This is a genomic window from Emcibacter sp. SYSU 3D8 (genome assembly GCF_039655875.1).
In the GTDB taxonomy this organism is placed as follows: Bacteria; Pseudomonadota; Alphaproteobacteria; order SMXS01; family SMXS01; genus RI-34.
The window spans coordinates 209,633-232,967 of record NZ_JBBYXK010000001.1 but is presented as its reverse complement, the minus strand read 5'-3'; the positions used below and the strand labels follow the sequence as shown (position 1 = coordinate 232,967).

Below are 23,335 nucleotides of genomic sequence, written 5' to 3'. Positions count from 1 at the left end.
GACCAGCAAGTGAGGATGACCGCAATCTTTGTGCATCGCCGTAAGGGGAACAGGCCCCGGTCCGCACCGGAGCCTGTTGGAAACCACAGCCGTCAGCGCGGCGCGGCAGGTCCGGTCGACATCTCCGACGACGATGCGGGCGCCATTGTCCGCTTGCTGGACGGCGCGGAAGTGATCGAGAGATCGCTGTAGGAGGCCTTGCCGTAGCTCATTTCCATCACATGCGGGTCACCGTGGACATCGCAGGCCGACACAGTGACGTCTTCCAGGGTGTAGCTGCCGGTGCGGGCCGTCAGGACCGCCGTCGGGAAATGCTTTCCCTTGGCACAGGCCGCGGCGCCGGCCGTGGTGACCGTGACGCGGCCAGGGCCGGCGGGAGGCGACGCCGCCACGCGTCCAGCGTTCATGCCGCTGGCGCCGGACGCCGCGGCATTGCTCGCGCCCCACGAGAACGACTGGATTTCGATCTGTCCCTTGTCGGTCGCCTCGCCCTTGATGTCTCCAATCTTGAGATATCCGGCCGCATGGGCGCCCGTCGACAGCAGCATCACAGCCAGCGAGGCCGCCGCCAGAGTGCGAATGGTCATGGTTCATCTCTCCCAACTCGCCGGAATCGGCGATAGATGGGATATTGCGCGCCCGCGATGTTTCGCAAGCAGGGCTGACGGTAATTTATCGGGTTCGGCTGCGGCTCACGGTAACGTGTGCATGCCGCCTTCCAGCATGAAGGTCGAGCCGGTCATGTAATCCGAGCCCGGACTCGCAAGGAACACGGCGATCGGTCCGGCGTCCACATCGGGATCGCCCAGACGGCGCATGGGGATGCGCTCCTTCAGTGCCTCGACGAATTCAGGCCGGGCGGACTTCCAGGCGTCGAATGCGCGGGTCTCGAGCGCGGGGTTGATGGTGTTGACGGTGATGCCGTACTGGCCCCACTCGTTGGCCGCTGTCCGCGTCAGCGCGCGGATGGCCTCTTTGGTGGCGTTGTAGCAGGTGTTGCCCGGGAACCCCATCTGGCCCGAGCTGGAGGCGAAGTTGATGATCTTGCCGTATTGCTGCGCCTTCATGTGCGGGAACACCGCCTTCATGAACCACAGCGAGGCCGTGGCGCCGGTGCGGAAGGTGTATTCCCACTCGTCCTCGTTGGTGTCTTCCATGGCAATGAACACGGTCGACGGCTGGGGATCGCTCTCGGTGCCGAAGCCCTGGGCGTTGTTGACCAGGATGTGGACGGTGCCGAATGCCTTCACGGTCTGGTCGACGGCCGCGAATACCTGGTCGCGCTGGCCGACGTCGCAGGCGATGCCGATCGCCTCGCCGCCCGCATCCTTGATCTCCCTGGCGACAGCCTCGACCGTCGACGGTGTGCGCGACGCCACGGCGACCTTGGCGCCTTCCTTCGCATAGGCCATGGCGATGGCCCGGCCGATGCCCCGGCCCGCACCGGTAACGATGGCGACCTTGTCCTGCAGCTGCTTCATGATCCGGTTCTCCGCATGTGACGCCGCGACCGCCCATCGGACGCGCGCTCCCCAGGAACACAGGAAAACCCTAGTTCAGCCGGCATCCAGAGACAACCGGGACGCTGAGAACCGTCTCATTTGAAATGCGGGGTTCAGACGGGGATTGACCGCCCCCCGCGCCAACCGTATGGTCCGCGCGTTTTTGGGAGCCTGTAGCTCAGCTGGTAGAGCATCTGACTTTTAATCAGAGGGTCTCGGGTTCGAACCCCGACGGGCTCACCAAACAATCCCCGGTACTGCCAGACGGCAGATGTCTCAAGCGGCCGTGTCGGTCACGGGCCTGACGCCGCGGCATCTTCCGCGCCGCGCTCGTCGTAGTTTGCGGGGCGTGAATACGTGATCGACGCTTTGGGGTTTTCGGACTTCACGAATTTGGCGGCTTCAAGCGCATCTTCGGCCTCGATGGTCACATGCTCCGACGTCTCATCGATCCGGTAGCCCACGGTATACAACATAGCGCCTCTCCAATCTGGGGTGTGCCTTGCCAACGCCCCTGCGCCCCCGACAGTTCCGGGCCTGGACAGCGGCAGTAATTTAAATATGTCGAAAATTTTAACAAAATAATTACTTAAATTCTGTGTTTATCGTGACCTGATTTGTCGTGAAGAGTATCTCCAGCCGAAGATGCGGCCTACTATTTCTATTTTTATCAATCGATTGTTACAAAACTTAACATCAGTTAACTTGCCTGAGCGGTGCGAAATGGATATTCGAAAGATGCCAACATTATTGTCGCTGCGCGGGTCTCCACGTTCATGGGGGCGAGCGGATCCACGCAGCAAAGCGCGGGGCTGAATATGTCAACACCGATTATCGACAGGATCATGGATGAGCAGGACAAGGATTTTATCCGCGTTCTCGAGGATCTCATCGACGTCCTGGTCGCACGGGGCGTCATCACCATGGATATGCTGCCGAAGCAGGCCACGGACAAACTGGCCATGCGCCGGCAGATGCGTGACAAGCTGCGCGACCAGTCCGGACCGCTAAGGCGCGACGCCAGCGCCCTCGACCGCAAACTGGCCGGTCTGCGCGTAACGGGCTGAGGCTGTCCGCTAGTCGACCGTAAACACCATGAGCACATTCCCGCCCATGGCGCCCACGAATCCATAGCCCGAATTCATGATCAGCGAGCCGCGCCAGATGATCGGCCCGGCGCCGCCCCCCATGGATCCGCCCCGCGCCGGCGCGCCGTTGACCGACTCGAAGTCGCGTACCGTGTCGTAATCCCAAAGGATCTTGCCGCTTTTCGTATCGAAGGCGCGCAGGTGGCCGTCATTGGAACCGGCGAACAGCAACTCGGGCGTCGCGGTGATGGTACCGCCATAGCCGGGATGGCAGAACGGCTTGCCGTTGCAGATGTCCACCGCCGGCGCCTTCCACAGGTAATTGCCGGTCTTGATGTCCAGGGCGTAGACGCCCGGACGGGCCGCTTCGCCATAGGTGCGGCCGTCTGGCGCGTCGCTGACCGGCACGAACACCGTGTCGCCCCAGGCCGCGAGACCGAAATGGATACCCGCGACCACGCCGCCCCGTCCGACCTTGGTCTCCCAGACCAGCTTTCCCGTTTCGGGATTGATGGCGTACAGGATGCCTGACTTCTGTCCAGCCAGCACATAGTCGCGGCCGTCGCTGGCCGTGGCCAGCACTGTGCCCGCGCCGAAGTCGTAATCCGGCCCGTTCTCTTCGGGACAATTGGTCTTGTCGATGTTGTCGCAGGCGCCGTTCCAGGCATCGCCCTCCAGCGCCTGAAATGACCAGACGATCCGGCCGCTCTTCATGTCGAAGGCAACGATCGCATCGCTCAGATCGGTGGTCGGCGACGAATAATTGTCGCCGCTGGCGATGTAGAGACGGCCGCGCTTCTCGTCGACCGATGGCGAGTTCCAGAGCGCCACACCGGACGGCCCGAAGCGCCTGGCCCCGACCGCGTTGACGCCCTGCTGGACGGGTTGTTCGGTCATGAATGTCTGCCATTGCCGCTTGCCGGTGCGGGCGTCGTAGGCAATGAGCGATCCCCTGAAGGTGCAGCACTCGTAAGTCGGATTGCTGCTTCTCCCCTCTTCCAGCGACGACACGGCCACATACAGCGCCTCGCCATGCAATACCGGCGCAGCGGTGATGGTGGCGCTGGCGTGCGGATCGGCGCGGGTCTTCCAGATCCGCATGCCGGTCACCGCGTCGACGGCATAAACATTGCCGATGAGGTCACCAAAATAGACCAGCGGCCTGGCCGTCGTGTCGCCGGCCTCCCACGGCGACACCACGATGCCGGTGCGCACTTCGGCAGAGGCGTGGAACTGCCAGCGAGTGCAGCCGGTCTCGCGGTCGAGCGCAAACACCGTCCCGTCATGGCTGCCGACGAAAATGGCGCCGCCCGCAAGCGTCGGTTGCGATCGGGCGCGAATGGCGTTGGGAAAGGCAAGCGACCATTTGAGGGTCAGCTTTCCCAGGTTTACACGGTCGATGCCGGCGTCCTCGGTGCTGATCGCGTGGCTGCTGGCAGGTGTCAGACCCCAGCCCGCGTAAGGCGGCGGCTCGCCGAAATCGAATACCGACGTGCCGGCGGCGCACATCAGCGGGCCAGCGGTATCGGTGTCGCCGAACTTCCGGCCGGCGATGAATTCGGCAACCGCCACCTTGTCCGGCCCGGTCAGGCCCGTGGCCTGGGCGCGCATGACGCCCTCGGTGAGTGCGCGGTGGATGGATTCCGGCGTCATCAGCGATAACATGCCTTTTTGCGGCGCGCGGTTCAGGCCCTTGTCATGACAGGCGCCGCAGGTCGCCGCATAGATGTCGCCGCCCCGCTTTGCCGTTTCCGCATCCAGCTCGTATTTCACGCCCTGGTAGGCATCGCTGAACGCACGCGGCGCCTCGGGCGCCGCCTGGGCGCCAGGGCCGGCCAGCAACATGAGGCAAAGAAGCGGCATCGCCATCAGGCGACCGGCAGCGATGACTGACACTCGAATCTCCCCCGTTCACGCGGGCGTCGGCCCGCCTGGGGATAATAGGGCAACGCCCGGACATGGCCAAGGCGGGCGGTTCTGCTACACTTGGCGAATATGCTACATGGGGAGAACGGCATGGCCTCCATCGAGGACCTGATCGATCCGGACGTTCGCGTGAACTTCACGCCCGAGCGCGGCGAGCAACTGGCCATGATCGGGCCGGATATGACCGCAGCACGCGCCCGCTGGGCCGAGCTTCTCGTGGCGTGGCGGCTGATCCTGCCGGGCTTCGATGGCCGCGAGGAAGCCTCGACCGTGCCGGGCCTTGCCGGCAACCCGGACGTTCCGGTTCACATTTACACGCCGGACAGAGCGGAGTTTCCAGACGCGGTGATGATCTGGGTGCATGGCGGCGGCTATGTGATGGGCACGGCCGACGATCCCTTCGTTTTCCGTTACACGCCGCTGATGAAGGTGATCTCGGTCGATTACCGGATGGCGCCCGAGCACCGCTCCCCCGCCGCCGTTCTGGACACCTGCGCGGTGATCGAATGGGTCGCGGCCAATGCCGGCCCGATGGGCATCGATCCGGCGAAGATCATTCTCGGCGGTCCAAGCGGCGGCGGCGGCGTGGCCGCAGGCGCGGCGCTGATGAACCGCGACCGGGGCGGACCCGCCCTGCTCTATCAGATGTTGATCTATCCCATGATCGACGACCGGCATCACACGCCGTCCGGCCACCTGGACCTGCCCGCCTATTGCTGGACCCGCGAGGTGTCGCTGCGCGCCTGGTCCATGTATGTGGAAGCGGAAGGCGAGCCGTCATGCTATGCTGCCGCGGCCCGGGCCGAGGACGTCACCGGGCTGCCATCCGCCTACATCATGGCCGGCGACCTGGACCTGTTCCGCGACGAGGACGTCGCCTACGCAAACCGTCTGATAGGCGCCGGCATCCGCGTCGACCTTGCCGTTTTCCCAGGTGCGCCGCATGGTTTCGACCTGGTCGCACCCGAGGCACCGGTGAGCCGCCGCGCCATCGCCCACCAGCTGGACTGCCTGCGCCAGGTGCTGTCGCGCTGAACGGATTCCACACCCCTCGACGAGGGCCTTGGCAGCGTTAAGGAGATGGCTGGATCTGCCGTGGCGGCGCATCGATTTTGGGGGGAACGGTTTCCGGGGGGCCGACGTTGTGGATGCAGAGCGCACCCCAACATGGAGAGACCACGTGCCGAAGACCCAGCCTGACGCCATCGCCCTGCTGAAAGCCGACCACCGCAAGGTCGAGGACCTGTTCGCCAAGTTTGACGCGGCGAAGGGAACAGATCGCAAGCGTCAGCTCGCCGAGCAGATCTGCATGGAGCTGACAATTCACGCCATGATCGAGGAAGAGATATTCTATCCCGCCTGCAAGGGTCAGGTCGAAGAGGACCTGCTCGGCGAATCCTACGTGGAGCATGACGGCGCCAAGGTACTGATCGCCGAGATCGAGGCCGGCAACCCCGACGACGACTTTTATGACGCCAAGGTCACCGTGCTTTCGGAAATGATCAAGCATCACGTGAAGGAAGAAGAAAAGCGCTCGGAAGGGTTGTTCGCCCAGGCCCGCGACGCCGGCCTGGATGTTGACGACCTGGGCGCGCGGATGCAGGCCCGCAAGGAAGAGTTGACCAGCCAGTTCAAGGCCAGCGGCCTGCCCTCGCCTGAAACCCGCAGCTTTACCGGCCATGAGCTGAAACAGGGCGCGCCGGTCAGCGTTGCCGCGTGACGCCACATGCCAGTCTTGGGCCGACACGTGGGCCCTAACCTGGATGCGGCATTTGTCGTGGTCCTCCGCGCGCTCGAGATCGCGCGCGGAGGCAGCGGCTCACGTCCCTGTCCATATTGCGCCTAGGGTACGCGCAATCCGCGAGCGCCTCCGCCAATAGCTAGCGATAGCCCGCTGCCTGCAGTTCGAACAGCTCCGCATAGCGGCTTGATGCGGTGAGCAATTCCTCATGGGTTCCCGCCGCCTCGATCTGGCCGTCTGCCATCACCAGGATCCGGTCGGCCATGCGGACGCTGGAGAAGCGGTGGCTGATCAGCACCGCGGTGCGCTGCTCGCTCAGGTCGCGGAAGCGCTGGAACACCTCGAATTCGGCTCGCGCGTCGAGCGCCGCCGTCGGTTCATCCAGGATCAGCACCTGGGCGTCGCGCATATAGGCCCGGGCGATCGCGATTTTCTGCCATTCCCCACCCGACAGATCGATGCCGGTGCGGAACCGCTTGCCAAGAATCTGGTCATAACCGGCGGGTAAATGGCGGATCACGTCGTCGGCCATGCTGCGGCGCGCGGCCCTCTCGATGCGGTCCCGGTCCTCGCGCGCCTCGATGCGGCCAATGGCGATGTTGTCGGCCGCGCTCAGGTGATAGCGCATGAAATCCTGAAAGATAACGCCGATATTGCCGCGCAGGTCGTCCAGGTCGTAGTCGCGCAGGTCGCGTCCATCGAGCAGGATCCGCCCTTCGGACGGATCGTAGAGCCGGGCGAGCAGCTTCACGAGCGTGGTCTTGCCGGCGCCGTTCTCGCCGACCAGCGCCAGCACTTCGCCCGGTCGCAGGGTGAAGCTCAGGTGCCGAACGGCCCAGTGGCGCGCTCCCGGATACCTGAATCCCGCATTCTCGAAACTGAATCCCTGCAGGATCGGCCTCGGAAATGACAATGCGCCGGGCGCAGACGCAATCTCAGGCTCGATCCGGAAGAAGCCGAACAGGTCGTCCAGGTACAGCGCCTGTCCCGCCACCTGGGACACGCCCAGCAGCAGGCCTTCCAGCAGCCCGCGCAATCGCTGGAACGATCCGGCAAGAAACACCAGATCTCCGATGCTGAACTGGCCGGCCAGCGTTTGCCAGACCAGGTAGGCGTAGGCGGCGTAATAGCCCAGCGTGCCGACGGCGGTAAGCGCACCGCCCCAGCCTGCCCGCCGGACCGCGAGCAGCTTGTTGGCCTGGTAGATGTCGCCTGACAATTTGCGGTAGCGCTCGATCAGGAACGCATTCAGGCCGAAGATCTTCACTTCCTTGGCGGTGTCCACGCTGGCCCCGGTCTGGCGTACGTAATCGAGTTCGCGGCGCTCGGGCGTGCGGGTGAAGGCCAGCGCATAGCTCTGGGCGTTGAAATGGGCCTCGCCGATGAACGCGGGTACCAGGGCCGCCAGGAGCAACAGGATCAGCCAGGGCGCATAGACCATCAACCCGGCGGCGAAGCTGACGACCGTCACCACATCCTGCGCCTGCGCGAACATCATGCTCATCAGCGACATGCGGCCGGCCGCCTGCCGCCGGGCCCGGTCCAGCTGGTCCTGCAACTCGCTGTCCTCGAAATCCTTCAGATCGAGCGTGGCGGCATGCTGCATCAGACGGATGCTGGTCTCGTTGCTGAAGCGTTCGGATAGCAATCCATCGAGCAACGCCACCAGCCGGCCAAGCAGGTCAGCCACGACCGCCAGGCCGAATTCGAGGGCAACCAGCCAACCCAGCCTGCTGAGCAAGCCGCTATCCAGCCATTCCTGCAGGCCGGGCGCTGCCTCGGGAAGCCGCGTGAGGAACACCACCTCGTCGATGATCAGCTTGGCGACATAGAGCGCGATCACCGGCAGCAGCGCGCGGACCAGCCGCAGGGACAGGGTTGCGGTTGTCAGCCCCGGGCTGGTGCGCCAGACAAGCGCAAGAAATGGCGGCAGGTTGCGCAGCGCGCCGACCCGCTCCCGCCAGGTCTGCGACGGCGTCCCCTCGCCCGGCCCGGATCGTTTCGCTTCAGCCATGGCGCGATGATGCCATGGCCGGTATGGATGGACCAAGCGGCGCCGCCACGGTTATGGTGGCGCATGCCCTTGAAATTGCTGATCGCCGATATCTATTCCGCCAATGGCCGTACAGGCATCGTCGCGTCCGGGGGAACAAAGGCCGGGGACATGTTCGACCGGGCGGTCCGGCTGCACCGCCCGGACGCCGAGATCTCGGTGTTGACCTTCGATACGGCGTCGCCCGACATGCCCGGCCCCATCGAGGCGTATGACGGCGTCATCTGGAGCGGGTCGAACCTGACCATTCACCGGCCCAATCCGCTGATCGACGCGCAGATCGAGATGGCGCGCACGGCTTTCGACCGCGGCGTACCGCAATTCGGCGTCTGCTACGGCATCCAGCTCGCCACGGTCGCCGCCGGCGGCAAGGTCGTCGCCAACCCCAACGGCCCGGAAATCGGCTGGGCGCGCGGCGTGACGCTGACCGACGCGGGGCGGAACCATCCCATGTATCGCGGCAAGGTCGACCGGTTCGACGCATTGTGCTGGCACAACGATACAGTCTGGGAATTGCCGGAAAACGCCGACCTGCTGGCCGGCAACGCCCATTCCGATGTCCAGGCCGCGATCCTGCGGCGCGGTCGCGGTGAGTTCTGGGCGGTCCAGTATCACCTGGAGTTCGACAGCGACGAGGTGGCCAGGCTGGTGGGCGGCAACGCACCAGCCCTTGTCCAGGCCGGGACCCTGAGCGAGGAAGGCGCGGCGGCCATTGTCGCCGACATGCAGGCGCTGTCCGCGCTCGCCGCAGACCCATCCGCCGCGCCGGACGCGCTCAAGCCCGTCGTCGATCCGCTGACCCGCACCGCCGAACTGGGCAACTGGCTGGACCGGGTCGACGCACTGGGCGGCCGCTGACATCCTGAAACCGGCATTGCTGTCGAAAACCGGGCTTACGTCTGACCATCTTGTCGGGATACAGTCGCTTCCGCTGAACCGCCAAAGACAACGTGGGAGACGAAACCTTGCGCGCAGCCCCTTTCTTTCCTGGCCAGACCATGAGCACCGCATACGCCGTCACGGTGGATGATATGTCGCTGCATTTCGACCCGGCCAAGCTGACCCCGAAACAGCGCAAGGACGAGGCCGAGAGCGCCGACCTCATGGGCTTCCTGCAGGTGGTCTATATCGGCCTGGGCAAGCCCGCCGACTACGTCATGATGTACGAGGAGTTCGGCGTCGCCCCCTGGCCCGAACGGCTGGCGGCCATCACCGAATTGTTCAAGCGCATGGGCATCGATCCCGTGCCGCCCGAGCACCGGCCGTTGCACCCGAAGACCGATTTCTACCCGTCGATCGCGCGCAACCTGCCGCCGACCGACAGCATCACGCTCTACATGACCAGCGGCACCAACAGCGTGTTGCACAACGATCCCGAAGCCTACCGGGTCAGCCAGAACGTCAACTCCAAGATCCATTTCGCCCGCAACGCACCCGGCTTCGGCATCCCGGTGCCCGAGACCATCGTGCTGACCAAGGGCACGCTGGATGCAGCCGAGGCGCGCGACTTCATCGCCAGGCACGGCAACAAGGTGATGATGAAGATCCTGGGCCTGGCCGGCGCGCGCAACGTCACGACCGTGACCAGCATCCAGGAGGCGAAGGACTACGTCGCCGAATACGAGGACAGCATGGAGCTGATCCTGCAGCAGCGGCTGGATCTGACCCGCTTCACCGAGATGACCGTCGATTTGCGGGTGACGCCGGACGAGATCGTCATCGCCAACGTGCGCAAGATCATGTTCGCCGACGGCGTCTGGGTCGGCAACCTGATCGGCCCCGACGTGATCCTGACTGACGCCCACAGGGAGGTCCTGCTGAACGTGGGCGCCTATGCCCGCGCCCAGGGCTTCGTGTGCCCGGAAGGCATCAATTGCGGCATCGACTATTTCATCGCCGGCGACGAGGTGATGGTCACCGAGATCAACTGCCGTTGGACCGGCGGCCTGTTCCCCACCGAGATGATCCGCAAGGTCGGCGCCCAGAACGAAAGCTGCGTCGCCTTCGTCGACCTGGTGCGCGAGGACAAGTTCAACGACTGGCTGGACTTCATCGACCGCCACCTGTGGAAGGAGACCAAGGGTCCCTTCGCCATGATCCCGCTGGGTTTCAGCCCGATCCCGCAGGTCATCAACGGCGTCGACCATTTCCTGACCTGGCAGGTCGTGGCGGGCGATTTCGACGCGTTCAAGGACGCGCGTCGCAGCGAACTGGGCGACGGCGCGCTGATGCGTGCGGATTCGATCAGCCTGGAATTTAGCTGAGCCGCTGATTTTAATCAGCGGGTCCAAAGCGGTATCCAACCGGCCGCGCCTGCCTTAGGGTTTGGCGCGACCGCTCCACCGCCTATATGGGACCCATGACCAAATATTCCGTTCTCGATCTCTGCCCCGTCGTCGAAGGCGCGACGCCGGCCGACGCGTTCCGCAACTCGCGCGACCTTGCCCAGCATGTGGAGCGGCTCGGCTACGAGCGGTTCTGGCTGGCCGAGCATCACGGCATGCCCGGCGTGGCGAGCGCGGCCACGTCGATCGTCATCTCGCACGTCGCGGCCGGCACCTCGACGATCAGGGTCGGCGCCGGCGGAATCATGCTGCCGAACCACGCACCGCTGGTGATCGCCGAGCAGTTCGGCACCCTTGCCTCACTCTATCCGGGCCGGGTCGAGCTGGGGCTGGGCCGCGCGCCGGGTACCGACCAGATGACCGCGCGCGCCCTGCGCCGGCATCTGGATTCGGATGCCGACGAGTTTCCGCGCGACGTGATGGAACTGATCAACTATTTCCGCGAGCCGGAACCCAATCAATATGTCCGCGCCATCCCCGGCGAAGGCACCCATGTGCCGGTGTGGATACTGGGCTCCAGCCTGTTCGGCGCGTCGCTGGCGGCGGCGCTCGGCCTGCCCTTCGCCTTCGCCTCGCACTTCGCGCCTGCGCAGATGATGCAGGCCATCGATATCTACCGGAGCAAGTTCAAACCGTCCGAGTTCCTGGAAAAATCCTACCTGATGCTGGGCTACAACGTGTTCGCCGCGCCGACCGACGCCGAGGCGCGACTGCTGGCCAGTTCCATGCAGCAGGCGTTCATCGCCATCCGCACCGGCCGCTCGGTCCGGCTGCAGCCGCCGATCGAGAATTTCCAGGATATGCTCGGCCCGTCCGAACTCTACCTGCTGGAGCAGACCCTCGACCGCTCGGCGATTGGCTCCCCCGAGACGGTGCGCAGCACGCTGGAGGATTTCGTCGGCAAGACCGGCGCCGACGAGGTGATGATCGCCTCGCAGATCTACGACCACGACCTGCGCAAACGCTCTTATGCGATTGCCGCAGAAGCCACCGGGTTGATCGCCCCGGTTCAGGAAAAAGCGCCCTGACTAAATACAATTGGAAATAAAACGCACCCTGGCGCCGGTATTCGGCAACAGGCACTGGAACAGTTTGTTAAGAATTTATGAACTGACCTCATTTCCATTGACCCCTCACCGACGGTTCCGCCATTAAGAACGTCCAGGCCTGCCACAGGCCCGCTCCGCCTGCTTGGGAGTTAATCGCGGTGACGGATATCAGCCTGTACGGCGCCGAGCCAGAGGAGCCGGGATTCGATCGCGTACATCCCGGCTGGGTTGCCCGCCGCACCCGGACATCCCGGTTGGCGGGGCGAGAATCGCCCACCGTGATTGTCGGTCGCGCCCACAATTTCCCGGCCAGCTTCGAGGCCATGCTGGTCGGGCTGGATCATGCGTTCCAACCCATCGTGAACAGCCATTCCGGCGTCTGTTTCGGATATGAGGCACTGTTACGCAACGCCGATCGCTATGGTTTCGAGACGGTACAGGACTTCTTCGACGCCTGTTACGCCGCCGGCATCCTGTCCGAAATGGAAGCGGCGCTGCACGAGAAGGCGATCATCAAGTTCTCGCAGCTGCCACACGCCGACCGGGTGAAGCTGTTCCTCAATGTCGACAACCGGGTGATCGACCGTCTGCCATTGCCCGGCAAACCCCTGGACCTGATTCTGGAAACGCTCGGCCTGTCCCGCTCCGGCATCGTCTTCGAGATTTCAGAGCGGCTGCCGGTCCGACAGGACCAGGAGATGCTGCAATCGCTGGAGCGCATCAAGGGAGAGGGCCTGAACATCGCCATCGATGACTTCGGCGTGGGATATTCCGGCTTGCAGCTCCTGTACCGGGTCGAGCCCGACTACATCAAGGTGGACCGCTATTTCATCGAAGGTATCCAGAAAGACAATCGCAAGCGCTTCCTGCTGTCCCACATTGTCGACATAGCTCGCCTGCTCGGCATCTCGGTCATCGCGGAAGGGGTCGAGACCGAGCGGGAATTCCTCGTCTGCAAGGAACTGGGCTGCGATCTGGTCCAGGGCTACCTGGTGCAACGGCCCACGTCGGATGTGGACGCGCTACGCATACATTATGAGGACATCACGACACTCAGCGCGCGCGAACGCCGGCGCCGCACCTCGGATTATCATTTCATCAAGGACAACATGGAAACGATCGAGGCGATCTCGATCGGTACGCCCATGCTGACGGTCCTGCAGAAGTTTTCCGATCGGCCGCGATTCGCCTATTTTCCCGTGGTTGATGCCATGGGCGTTCCGCTGGGTGTAGTGCGCGAGACTGACGTCAAATATTACGTCTATTCCCGGTTCGGCCGCGACCTGCTGTCGAACCGGAGTTTCGCGGTGACGCTGGGCCAGATCGTCAGCAATTGCCCGGTCGTCGACATCAACAGCCGGGCCGAGAAGATCCTCGAGGTGTTCTCGGTCGACAATCCGGCCCAGTGCGCCATCGTCACCGAGAACATGCATTATGTGGGGACGCTCGATGCCCAGTCGCTCCTGGGTATCCTGACCGAAAAGAACCTCGCCCAGGCGCGAGACCAGAACCCGTTGACGCGCATGGCCGGCAACACGCTCATCGAGGAGTTCATTTCCGAGGCGTTGATGGACATCGACGAGCAATACGTCTTCGCGTATTTCGATTTCGACTATTTCAAGCCTTTCAACGACCGTTTCGGCTTTCGCAATGGCGATCGGGCGATCCTGATGTTCTCGGAAATCATGCGGCGGACGCTCCGAGACGCCTCGTTTCTTGGCCATATCGGTGGCGATGATTTCTTCGCCGGGTTCCGCACCACCGCACCGGAGGCCGTTCTGGTCTCCGTCGCCCAGGCCCAGGCTGAATTCGCCCATGAGGTCAGCAGTCTGTATGGCCCGGAAGACCGGGCAGCCGGATCGATCATGGGCGAGGACCGCAGCGGCAAAGCACGCTCGTTCCCGCTGATGCGGGTCAGTGCGGCGGTCGTGCGCATTCCGGCCGAGCGCGGTATCCGCACGACGGAAGAACTTGTCCAGTTGATGACGTCGCTGAAAAAGGACGCCAAGCAGGCGGCCGACAATTTGGGCTATGTTGCGCTGGCCGATCTGGAATCCCGCGTCTAGCGGCTCCGATTCACATTCCGTCATGATTGCGCAAGCCATGCGGGAGGCGTAATGTCGTGCAGCGAGGCTGACGGTTGTCCGTCGGGGGACGGACGGCCTTCCTTCATCCGGCATGTTCCGTGGCGCCATTTGCGCCATGGGTGGGAGACAGCCAATGAATCGCGCAGCCCTCGTCCTGCTCGCATCTGCATTCGCCTTGTTCGCCTTCGAGGCCGCGTCCCAGCAAGAGGACGCCCCTGCCAGACGCCAGGCCGTTCCAGCCGACCGGTTGCAGGCCCAGCCCAACCGCAGCGACGCCGTACGGCAACCCGGCCGTGGCGAAATCATCGGACAGCCCGTCCGCGGTGAGACCATGCGGCAATCCGGGCGACCAGCCGCGACCATCAAGGCCGAGGACGACTCGCCCTATCAAATATCGCGGGGTGCGTTGCAGAAACTCAAACCGGGCATCGCCACCATGAAGACTGTCCAGCAGCCGATGTTCGACCTGCCCTATTTCGGCGACGATCTGGGGCCTGGCGAACGCTACTATGTGGGCAAGAAAATCCATTCCTCATCCGGCACCCAGAAGTGGGGCTATGACGTCGGCGCCATGCGCAAGAAGCCTGGCAGCGACCAGTGGTCCGAGGTCAAGGACGGCACGGACTGGAAGAAAATCAAGAACAGCGACTATTATGTGTGGGGCAAGCCGGTCTATGCCATGGCCGACGGCACCGTGATCCGCTGCTGGCGGAACGCGCCGCAGAACCCGCGTCCGTACAGTTCATCTCTCGGCGACGACTTCGACGAGCCATTCGAGGATCGCGACTGGCTGCACCAGAAATGGCGGGACAAGATGATGTCGGGCGCCGGCAATCATCTGCTGGTGCTGCAGGACAACGGCAATTTGGTGCTCTACGCCCATGCCCAGACCGGGACGATTCCCTCCAGTCTGTGTCCTCACAGCCAGGCGCTCTATTCCAAGACCGAAGCCGACGACGAAGCGGATGTGCCCGCCGCCCAGCAGGCCCGGATCCGCGCCGGAGACAAGCTTTACCTGACTGGCAACAGCGGTAATTCCAGCGCGCCGCATCTGCACGTGCACCAGCAGGACCCGGACGGCAATCCGGTCCAGTTCAAGTTCCGCCGCGGACTGTCGACGCCGGTCATGGACGGCAAGAAAGCCGATATCGACAAGTGGACGCGTTTTGCCGGCAGCCGCATTCCCGACGGGCCCGTGCTGTTCTGGCCGCCCGAGAAGCTCGTGGCCGAGAATTCCCGTCATGGCTACGCTGCTGCCGATTTCCAGCGCTGGTTCGATCATATGGCGGATTCTGGCTATTGGCTGGAGTGGCTCGACGCCTACAGTGTCGGCGGCAAGGCATACCTCAACCATGTCTGGCGGCCGGCCAAGGGGGAATGGCGCGCTTTCTTCCTGCTGGCGCCCGCCGCATATCAGGCCCAGTTCACCAAGGCCGAGAACGAGAAGTTCTTTCCGGTCATGATCGACAGTTCCCTGGTGGGCGGACAGACGCGCTATTCGGTGATATTCGTCAGGAACAAGCCGGGAAAGTATATGGCGCGGCACGGCCTGACCTATGATCAGCACATGGCCGTCATGGACGAGGCCAAGGGAAAAGGCCTCAATCCGGTCAATATCTCGGTCGTTTCGTCTGCCGGCCAGGAACGCTACACGGTGCTGTGGCGCTCGGAGAAAATCGGCAGCTGGGTGGTGAAGTCGAAAATTCCGGAAGGCGGCTATCAGGCGCTCTACAACGCCCAGTCCAGCGAGAACCGCAAGCCCTCCTACGTCAACGCCTACATGGACAATGGCAAGCCCACCTACACGGTGGTGTTCGCGCAGGTTCCAGGCGCCCGGAAGGACCGGCATGGCATGAGTGCGGCCCAGTATCAGGCTGAATTCAACAGCGCAAACCTGCCGACGCGGGCCGTCTCGGGCTATGACGGCGCCCAGCAGAACCACAAGTTCATCGCGTTCTGGCGGCAATAGGACTCGCGCGCCCGGCGCCTGGTGCTCAGGCGCCGAGCGTGGCGCGCAATCTGTCCTGGTAGAAGTCGGCCAGGCCTTCAAGCGCCGCAGCGCAATCGCCGTTGAAAGACGAGCCATGCATGAGCGCCAGGGTCTTTGGCCGGAGTGCTGCCAGAGACCGGATCGTGGGGGCCGTCGACGGCGTCAGCGCCGAGGCGAGGAACACTTCTTCGGCCTGGGCCGCCGGGCCGACAATATCGGCGGAGACCAGCGGCGCCACATCACCCACATGGGTGAACAGGTCGCCGCACAGCAGCGTGCCTGTCACTTCCTCGTACATCACGCCTGCCTCCCAGCCATGCGGCACGTGCGGCGTGTCGATGTAGCGGACCCGTCTGCCGCCCAGATCGAGAACGGTGCCGTCCGCCAACGCTTTCGGCGGCCTGTCGGCCATGTCCTCGAGCGAGACCATGGAAGCGGTCATGCCGTGCGCCACCTCGGCCTGCGGCGCGGCGTCCAGCCAGTCGTTCATGGCGCCGCATTCGTCAGCCTCGATATGGCCAAAGCCAACCCAGCGCAGCCTCTCCACCGGCATCACGCGGGCAAGCGCATCGGCGATCAGCGGAAACATGCGGCGATGGCCGCAATGGAACAGCAACGGCTGGTCGGCATCGATCAGAAACTGGTTGAAGGTGAAGCCGGCGGGCGCCGCCACTTCGGGGACGAACGTGGAAAACCGGTAGATGCGGTCGGCGATTTCGGTGACATGGGTCTGCACGGCGCTCTCCCGTGGATCAGTCCCGCTTCATGGCCGCGCGGGCAATGGCGGCGGGCGATTGTGCCATGTCGATCCAGCCACCGATCATGCCCGCCGTCAAGCCGCCGTCGACAACGATATCGACCCCGTTGAGCCAGCCACAATCGCCCAATGCCACGAAATCGATGATCCTGGCGATGTCGTCGGGTGCCGCGGCCCGGCCGACCTGCGCGTCCAGCCAGGCGACCTGCGCTGCGCCGATCTGTTCGGTGAAATTCCCGGTCAGCCGGGTCAGGGTCGACCCCGGACTGACGCTGTTCACGCGCACGCCGTACGGGAGAGCCAGCCCGGCGCCGCGATAGGTCCAGGCCACGGCGCATTGCTTGGAAAAGGTGTAAGGGTCCCGGTCCCAAAGACCCGTATTGTCCCGGCACCACGCCATGCCGGCGGCGAAATCCGGCGTGTCGAGCAGGCCGTTCACCGCGGCCGCGCGCCTCATCCAGTCACGTCCGGCCGTCGAGGCAATTGTTGTCACGCTGCCGCCTGCCCGGATGCGGGGCAGCATCCGTTCGGTGAGATGGCGCATACCCAGAAAATTGACCGCGACAACCTGGTCTGCAGGCGTGGGGCCGGGAATACCCGCCACATTGACCAGCGCGTCCCAAGGCCCCGGCAGCTTGTCCGGAACCTTGTCCAGTGCAGCCGGATCGGACAGATCGCACGGGATGAACCGGCCGATGCCGTGAACAGGTTCGGCAACGTCGAGTATCGTGATATCGGCCTCTCTGGCGGCCATTCGTGCCGCACAGGCTGCGCCGATGCCGGTGGCACCGCCTGTCATCACTATCCTGGCGGTCATGAGGCTCGTCTCCTGTGCTCGGCAGCGTTTCCTACTCAGGCGCGTCCGGCTGTGCGGGCCCGCGATTGGGTCCGCCTGATCGCCCGCAGCGCCTGTTCGGCAACCTTGCCCCTGTCGATCTTGCCGTTGGCCGTTCGCGGCAGCGCATCCGTATATGCCAGGGCGCCGGGCCGCTTTTCGGCCGGCAAACTGGTCTTGCAGTGCTGCACCAGATCTTCGTGCTGGGGTTCGCCCTTGGCGACGACAAGGGCGACCACTTCGCGGCCGCCCTGACGCGTCGGCAGGCCGACCACGACGACCTCGCTGACCGAGGCATGCACACGCAGCAAGGCTTCGACTTCCGCCGGGTAAATTTCGACGCCGTTGCGGGTGATGATATCGCCGACACGGCCTTTCAGGTGCAGAAACCGGCTGCTGTCGAACATGGCCAGGTCGCCCGGATAGAACCAGCCGTCCCGGTAGCCTTCCTCGCCCGTCTCCTCGGGAACTACATAATTATAGGACGTCGTGGCGCTCCTCAGGCGAAGCCGGCCCACGGTATTGGCCGGCAGTGGATTGCCTTCGCCATCGACGATCTCGACTTCCATGCCGGGTACCGGACGTCCGACACTCTCTGATCGCCGTGCCATGTCTTCGGGGTGCAGGACAGAAACCCAACCCGCCGACGAGGTCCCGTAGAGTTCGTGATAGTGCGCCGTGACACCGGTCAACATGGCCCTTTTGCTTTCCGGCGCCAGCGGCTGTCCGCCACTGACAAGCGCCCGGATCCTGGGGAACAACAAGGCGCCCTTCTGCACGCAGGACAGAAAAACCGAACACAGGTCCGGCATGATCATGGCCACCGCATCGTCGTAGTAGCTGAAGTTGCGCACGATATCGTAGAAGCGCGAGAATTCCGGCAACACCACGACCTTGGCTCCAGACAGAATCTGGTAGAGCAGGAAGGCGTGAAACCCGGCAAATGACATGCTGCCGACCATCAGGACCGTCGGCGGATCCTTCTCGGACAGTATCCCGGTGTTGCCGTAGCCCGCCAGATATTCACGGTAGCGGGCGATCATCTGGCTGTGATGGATGACGACGCCCTTGCTTTCCCCGGTGCTGCCCGACGTGAGATTGGCGAACCATGGATCTCCGGACGTGTCGTCATGGCGCACGTCGCCGTCGCATTGCTGGATTTCAGCGCGCCAGTTGATGTCGATCGGAATGGCGCGCGCACCCCGATAGGTTTTCATGGGCGGCTCGACGAACAGCGTCGAGAACGAAAACTTGCGGGTAATCGCCTCAAGCTGCTTCGGCGTGTGGTTGGGCGATAATTCGAACTTGACGGCGCCGATGCGCAACAGCGCCAGGGACAGGATCAGGTGGTCGGCGCTGTTGGTCATGCGCACACCCACATGGTCACCGGATTTGATCTTCTGCTGCGTCAGCCACACGCTGGTCCGCGCGATGAGGTCGGCGAAGGCAAGGAATGTCAGCGCCGTAGGACCCTCGACAAGCGCGACTGCCGTGGGCTTCGCCCTGGCATGGTCGAAGATCGCGTCCGTGATATTCGTCCAGGCAGACGCCATGTCGGTTGTTCCTCGTAATGGCTATGCGCCGCCGCGTTAAAGGCACGATCACGTGGAGGCCGCCTCAGACCTGTAGCCGTTCCACCGGGTCGCTGCTTGATTCATAGTTCAGCCGCACGGCACCGCGCAACCGAACCGTGGAACCAGCATCCAGGTTGTAGCAGATGGCAAAGGCCCGGCGTGCCGAACCGGGTTCGGGACACCTGCTGCCGGATCGGCTCCTGCTGCTCTGCCGGGGCCGCCCGCCTTACAAAGGATCGATGTCGCCCGCTTGCTGCATGGCATGGAAATCCGTCGCGAAGGTGCCGAGTCCGCCCACAGCGATCGCTGCGCGCATGCCGGCCATCAGGTCCTGATAATATTGCAGATTGTGCCAGGTCATCAGCATGGCCCCGAGGATTTCACCGGCGCGCACCAGATGGGCCAGATAGGCGCGGCTGTAGTGCTGGCAGGCCGGACATGCACAGGCTTCATCGAGCGGGCGCGGGTCATCCAGATGACGGGCGTTGTTGATGTTGACCGTCCCGCGCCGGGTGAACGCCTGGCCGTTGCGGCCCGAGCGCGTCGGCAGCACGCAATCGAACATGTCGATGCCCCGCTGCACCGCGCCCACCAGGTCAGACGGCTTGCCGACGCCCATCAGGTAGCGTGGACGGTCCTGCGGCAACAGCGGCGCGGTGAAGTCGAGGACGTTGAACATCATCTCCTGTCCCTCGCCCACCGCCAGGCCGCCAACGGCATAGCCTTCAAACCCGATGTCCTTCAGGGCGCTCACCGATTCCGTGCGCAGGTCTTCGTGCACGCCGCCCTGCACAATGCCGAACAACGCGTTCTGGGCCGCGTGGGCGCCGCCGGCATCGAACGCATTGCGCGAGCGCCGCGCCCAGCGCATGGACAATTGCATGGATCTTTCGGCCTCGTGCTTCTCGACCGGGTACTTGGTGCACTCGTCGAATGCCATGACGACGTTGGCGCCCAGCAATCGCTGGATTTCCATGCTGCGCTCGGGTGACAGGCTGAACGCCGTGCCGTCGATATGCGACTGGAAGGTGACCCCCTCCTCGTCGATCTTGCGCAGCTTGGAGAGCGACATGACCTGAAACCCGCCGGAATCAGTCAGGATCGGCCCCGCCCAGTTCATGAACCGGTGCAGGCCGCCCAGTGCTGCAATCCGTTCGGCGCCGGGCCGCAGCATCAGGTGATAGGTATTGCCCAGGATGATCTGCGCGCCAGTGGCAGCGACGCTTTCCGGCAGCATGGCCTTCACGGTGGCGGCGGTGCCCACAGGCATGAACGCCGGAGTCTGCACGTCGCCGCGCACGGTATGCAAGGTACCGCGCCGCGCCTGGCCGTCGGTGGCGTGGAGTGCGAAGGAAAAGCTGTCTGTCATGCGCGCGTCGTGTCCGTGGCTATTGCCGGCACGGCCTATCAGACATTCGCGCCGCCGTCAGCCACGATCCCCTCGCCGGTCACGAATGCCGACAGCGGGCTGGCGAGGAACAGGGCGATGCCGCCCATCTCCTCGGGCGTGCCCCAGCGGCGCAGCGGGGTGCGCTTGATGGAGGCTTCGTAAAGCTCAGGATTATCGCGGGTTACCTTGGTCAGTTTGGTGTCGACCAAGCCTGGCAGGATGGCGTTGACGCGGACGCCCGCCCGGCCCCAGGCATTGGCGAGAGTGCGGGTCAAGGTCAAGCCGCCGCCCTTCGAGGCGCTGTAGGCCGGATTGCCCGGCGTCGACCGGAAGCTGGCGACGGAGGTGACGTTGATGATCGACCCCTTGGTCTCGACCAGCATGGGATGGAACCTGGTGCACATGTGCATCATGCCCATGATGTTCACGTCCATCACCTTGCGGAAAGTTTCCATCTCGTATTCCTGCCGCCGGTAGGCCACCGTTCCCGCCGAATTCACCAGAACGTCGAGCCGGTCGATGCCCGGGTCGAAGGCGTCGACGGCCTTGTCGTCGCCCACGTCGAGCTGAAAGAAGCGCATGTCCGCGCAATCGGTATCGTCATAGTCGGCGGCCGAGGCACGCGTGCCGGTGATCACCACCGACGCGCCGCAATCACGGAAACTTCGGGCGATACCGTTGCCGATGCCGCTGGAGCCACCGGTTATGAGCACCGTCTTGCCGGTGAAGTCGAGGGCGTTTCTGAACATGATCCTTCCCGCTTTCCGTGTCGTATGAGTTACAGTTGCGCTGCAATGTAGACGACCAAAAACCGGGGACAATCGAAAACACTCATGCGTATCGGACTCGCTCTGCCACAACTCGGCCTCGCCGCCACGCCCAGGGTCATCAAGCGTTTCGCCATGGACGCCGAGGCCGCCGGCTTCGACAGTCTCTGGGTTCACGAACGTCTTTTCAATCCGCAACATCAGCCGCGCCCCGACGCACCCGGGCAGGACCTTGCACCCATGGAACTGCTGTCTTTCGCGGCGGCGGTGACCAGCAAGATCCGCCTCGGCACGTCGGTGATCACGTTGGGCTATCACCGGCCGATCATGCTGGCCAAGCAGGCGGCCACCCTGGACGTATTGTCGGAAGGCCGCGCCATCCTGGGCATCGGCCTTGGCCTGAGCAAGGAGGAGTACCGGCAGAGCGATGTGGATTTCCATACCCGCGGCAAGCGCAGCGCCGAGTTCATCCACGCACTGCGTGCCTGCTGGAAGACCGACCCCGTCGAGTTTCGCGGCGACTTCTTCGAAATTCCGCCATCCGCCACCAGTCCCAAGCCGGTCCAGCGTAATGCGGCGGGCGAGCCCGCCATCCCGATCATCGGCGGCTTCAGTTCGAAGCCGGGTCAGCGCCGCACCGCCGAGCTGTGCGACGGCTGGCAGACTGCCGGCAAGGATCTCGAGACCGCCATGGCGGACTACGCCGAGGCCAACCGCGCCTCCCAGGAAGATTTCGGCCGTGGCCGCCTGCCCTGCTACTGGCGGGTATGGGCGATTCCACCGTTCTCGAAACGCACCGCGCCGAAGCAGTTGGGCGACCGGATTGTCGCCTACTGGATGGGATCGATCGAGGAAATGGCCGAACAGGTCCGCGCAGCGCGGGACGCCGGTGTCGACGAGGTCATCATGGACAGTAATCGCTTCCTCGACGACGGCACCGAAGATGAATGGGACCGGCAGGTCGACGGGTTTTCGTCACTGGTCAGAGTGGCGCATGGTGAATGATATTTTACGTTAGGAACTTGTCCTAACTAATTGCCAAACTTTGCTGTATTCAGCGTTCCTGTGCGGGAAAGATCAGGCTGGCGTCGCCATAGGAATAGAACCGGTACCCGGCATCGATGGCGTGCCTGTACGCGCCCTTCATCACCTCCAGTCCTGCGAACGCGCTGACCAGCATGAACAGCGTACTCCTGGGCAGATGGAAATTGGTCATCAGTACGTCGACCGCACGGAACCGGTAGCCAGGCGTGATGAAGATGTCGGTCTCGTCCGCGAATGGCTGGATGGTCCCGCTTTCGTCCGCGGCGCTTTCCAGCAGACGCAGCGACGTGGTGCCGACGGCGACGATCCTGCCGCCGTTACGCCGGACATCGTTCAGATGCCTGGCGGTTTCCGGCGTGATCTCGCCCCATTCCGCATGCATCCGATGGTCACGCGTGTCCTCGGCCTTTACCGGCAGGAACGTGCCAGCGCCGACATGCAGGGTCAGGGTCACATGGCCGATGCCGGCTTCGGCCAGGCGGCCCATCAGCCCTTCAGTGAAATGCAGGCTGGCGGTGGGCGCGGCCACGGCGCCGTCACGCGCCGCGAACATGGTCTGATAGTCGGCGAGGTCGCCTTCGTCGGTCGCGCGCTTGCCCGCAATATAGGGCGGCAGCGGCATTTCTCCGGTCTCCAGGATGGCAAGATCGAGATCGCGGCCCGATCGGTCGAACCGCACGAGCAACTCGCCGCCGTCACCCTTCATCATGACCGTCCCGACCAGATCGCCCATATGGATGTCGTCACCCGGCCGCAACCGCTTGCCGGGGCGCGCGAAAGCCTGCCACTCCTGCTCATCGACGCGCTTGTGCAGCAGCAATTCGATCCGCGCCTCGCCGCGCGTGCCATCGGCCCGGCGAATGCCGTAGAGGCGCGCGGGGATCACTCTTGTATCGTTGAACACCATGACGTCCCCGGCGCACAGCAGGCCGGGCAGGTCGGCCACGCCGGCGTCCAGCAACTCATCCTCGCTAATCACCAGCATGCGCGCCGCATCACGCGGCCTGGCCGGACGCAGGGCGATACGGTCTTCAGGGAGATTGAAATCGAAGTCGGAGACTTTCATGGCGCACCGTGAATGCCGGAATGGCTGCCGGAAGTGAAGGACATTCTTTCCCTATTTTACCCGGATGATATTGACAGCATCTTTATACCCGGGTAATTCACCCGGAGGCATCGGGAGTTTG

Annotated in this window: 20 protein-coding genes and 1 tRNA gene; 10 read left to right on the top strand and 11 right to left on the bottom strand. The window is 63.8% G+C overall.

Annotated features, from left to right (window positions below):
- Nucleotides 1–92: 92 nt before the first annotated feature.
- Both WJU21_RS01180 and WJU21_RS01175 read right to left on the bottom strand, forming a co-directional pair.
- Nucleotides 93–587, bottom strand: a complete 495-nt coding sequence (locus WJU21_RS01180) for a type VI secretion system tube protein Hcp (protein WP_346321549.1) — start codon at nucleotides 585–587, stop codon at nucleotides 93–95.
- A 105-nt stretch (nucleotides 588–692) separates the two neighbouring features.
- Complete coding sequence (locus WJU21_RS01175) at nucleotides 693–1,481, bottom strand: SDR family oxidoreductase (RefSeq protein WP_346321548.1); 789 nt, start codon at nucleotides 1,479–1,481, stop codon at nucleotides 693–695.
- A 188-nt stretch (nucleotides 1,482–1,669) separates the two neighbouring features.
- On the opposite strand from WJU21_RS01175, the gene WJU21_RS01170 reads away from it, so the two are divergent.
- Nucleotides 1,670–1,745, top strand: a tRNA-Lys gene (locus WJU21_RS01170).
- Nucleotides 1,746–1,795: 50 nt separating this feature from the next.
- Here the strand turns inward: WJU21_RS01170 and WJU21_RS01165 are convergent.
- Nucleotides 1,796–1,978 (bottom strand): hypothetical protein, encoded by a 183-nt coding sequence (locus WJU21_RS01165; RefSeq protein WP_346321547.1) that lies wholly within the window; start codon nucleotides 1,976–1,978, stop codon nucleotides 1,796–1,798.
- A gap of 342 nt (nucleotides 1,979–2,320) precedes the next feature.
- On the opposite strand from WJU21_RS01165, the gene WJU21_RS01160 reads away from it, so the two are divergent.
- Nucleotides 2,321–2,569, top strand: coding sequence for a hypothetical protein (locus WJU21_RS01160; RefSeq protein ID WP_346321546.1), 249 nt, complete (start codon nucleotides 2,321–2,323; stop codon nucleotides 2,567–2,569).
- Between the two features lie 9 nt (nucleotides 2,570–2,578).
- Here the strand turns inward: WJU21_RS01160 and WJU21_RS01155 are convergent, their stop codons facing one another.
- On the bottom strand, nucleotides 2,579–4,486 hold the full coding sequence (locus tag WJU21_RS01155; RefSeq protein ID WP_346321545.1) for a PQQ-binding-like beta-propeller repeat protein: 1,908 nt from the start codon (nucleotides 4,484–4,486) through the stop codon (nucleotides 2,579–2,581).
- A gap of 120 nt (nucleotides 4,487–4,606) precedes the next feature.
- Here WJU21_RS01155 and WJU21_RS01150 point away from each other — a divergent pair, with 120 nt between their 5' ends.
- Both WJU21_RS01150 and WJU21_RS01145 read left to right on the top strand, forming a co-directional pair.
- A complete protein-coding gene (locus tag WJU21_RS01150; protein ID WP_346321544.1) occupies nucleotides 4,607–5,551 on the top strand; it encodes an alpha/beta hydrolase in 945 nt (314 codons plus the stop codon).
- A 145-nt stretch (nucleotides 5,552–5,696) separates the two neighbouring features.
- The gene (locus tag WJU21_RS01145) at nucleotides 5,697–6,236 is read left to right on the top strand and encodes a hemerythrin domain-containing protein (protein ID WP_346321543.1); all 540 of its coding nucleotides are present in this window, start codon (nucleotides 5,697–5,699) and stop codon (nucleotides 6,234–6,236) included.
- Nucleotides 6,237–6,396: 160 nt separating this feature from the next.
- Here WJU21_RS01145 and WJU21_RS01140 read toward each other — a convergent pair whose 3' ends face one another.
- Nucleotides 6,397–8,271, bottom strand: a complete 1,875-nt coding sequence (locus tag WJU21_RS01140; protein WP_346321542.1) for an ABC transporter ATP-binding protein — start codon at nucleotides 8,269–8,271, stop codon at nucleotides 6,397–6,399.
- A 69-nt stretch (nucleotides 8,272–8,340) separates the two neighbouring features.
- Between WJU21_RS01140 and WJU21_RS01135 the strand changes: the two genes are divergently transcribed.
- From WJU21_RS01135 to WJU21_RS01115, 5 genes are all read left to right on the top strand, one after another.
- Nucleotides 8,341–9,168 carry a type 1 glutamine amidotransferase gene (locus WJU21_RS01135; RefSeq protein ID WP_346321541.1) on the top strand — a complete coding sequence of 276 codons (828 nt, stop codon included), beginning with the start codon at nucleotides 8,341–8,343 and terminating at the stop codon, nucleotides 9,166–9,168.
- A gap of 140 nt (nucleotides 9,169–9,308) precedes the next feature.
- Complete coding sequence (locus tag WJU21_RS01130; RefSeq protein WP_346321540.1) at nucleotides 9,309–10,574, top strand: hypothetical protein; 1,266 nt, start codon at nucleotides 9,309–9,311, stop codon at nucleotides 10,572–10,574.
- A gap of 95 nt (nucleotides 10,575–10,669) precedes the next feature.
- On the top strand, nucleotides 10,670–11,683 hold the full coding sequence (locus WJU21_RS01125) for an LLM class flavin-dependent oxidoreductase (RefSeq protein ID WP_346321539.1): 1,014 nt from the start codon (nucleotides 10,670–10,672) through the stop codon (nucleotides 11,681–11,683).
- A 179-nt stretch (nucleotides 11,684–11,862) separates the two neighbouring features.
- Nucleotides 11,863–13,770, top strand: a complete 1,908-nt coding sequence (locus tag WJU21_RS01120; protein WP_346321538.1) for an EAL domain-containing protein — start codon at nucleotides 11,863–11,865, stop codon at nucleotides 13,768–13,770.
- A gap of 154 nt (nucleotides 13,771–13,924) precedes the next feature.
- Complete coding sequence (locus WJU21_RS01115) at nucleotides 13,925–15,760, top strand: hypothetical protein (RefSeq protein ID WP_346321537.1); 1,836 nt, start codon at nucleotides 13,925–13,927, stop codon at nucleotides 15,758–15,760.
- A 25-nt stretch (nucleotides 15,761–15,785) separates the two neighbouring features.
- Here the strand turns inward: WJU21_RS01115 and WJU21_RS01110 are convergent, their stop codons facing one another.
- The 5 genes from WJU21_RS01110 to WJU21_RS01090 all read right to left on the bottom strand — a co-directional run bounded on the left by WJU21_RS01110 (nucleotide 15,786) and on the right by WJU21_RS01090 (nucleotide 21,086).
- Nucleotides 15,786–16,517: an MBL fold metallo-hydrolase gene (locus tag WJU21_RS01110; RefSeq protein WP_346321536.1), complete on the bottom strand. Its 732-nt coding sequence runs from the start codon at nucleotides 16,515–16,517 to the stop codon at nucleotides 15,786–15,788.
- A 16-nt stretch (nucleotides 16,518–16,533) separates the two neighbouring features.
- Entirely contained in the window at nucleotides 16,534–17,355 is an 822-nt protein-coding gene (locus tag WJU21_RS01105) for an SDR family oxidoreductase (RefSeq protein WP_346321535.1), read from the bottom strand.
- Nucleotides 17,356–17,390: 35 nt separating this feature from the next.
- Nucleotides 17,391–18,926 (bottom strand): class I adenylate-forming enzyme family protein, encoded by a 1,536-nt coding sequence (locus WJU21_RS01100; protein WP_346321534.1) that lies wholly within the window; start codon nucleotides 18,924–18,926, stop codon nucleotides 17,391–17,393.
- Between the two features lie 247 nt (nucleotides 18,927–19,173).
- Entirely contained in the window at nucleotides 19,174–20,316 is a 1,143-nt protein-coding gene (gene tgt, locus WJU21_RS01095; protein WP_346321533.1) for a tRNA guanosine(34) transglycosylase Tgt, read from the bottom strand.
- Nucleotides 20,317–20,354: 38 nt separating this feature from the next.
- Nucleotides 20,355–21,086 carry an SDR family oxidoreductase gene (locus tag WJU21_RS01090; protein ID WP_346321532.1) on the bottom strand — a complete coding sequence of 244 codons (732 nt, stop codon included), beginning with the start codon at nucleotides 21,084–21,086 and terminating at the stop codon, nucleotides 20,355–20,357.
- A gap of 84 nt (nucleotides 21,087–21,170) precedes the next feature.
- Between WJU21_RS01090 and WJU21_RS01085 the strand changes: the two genes are divergently transcribed.
- On the top strand, nucleotides 21,171–22,109 hold the full coding sequence (locus WJU21_RS01085; RefSeq protein WP_346321531.1) for a TIGR03619 family F420-dependent LLM class oxidoreductase: 939 nt from the start codon (nucleotides 21,171–21,173) through the stop codon (nucleotides 22,107–22,109).
- 49 nt (nucleotides 22,110–22,158) lie between these two features.
- On the opposite strand, the gene queA is transcribed toward WJU21_RS01085, so the two are convergent.
- The gene (gene queA / locus WJU21_RS01080; RefSeq protein WP_346321530.1) at nucleotides 22,159–23,214 is read right to left on the bottom strand and encodes a tRNA preQ1(34) S-adenosylmethionine ribosyltransferase-isomerase QueA; all 1,056 of its coding nucleotides are present in this window, start codon (nucleotides 23,212–23,214) and stop codon (nucleotides 22,159–22,161) included.
- Nucleotides 23,215–23,335 lie beyond the last annotated feature (121 nt).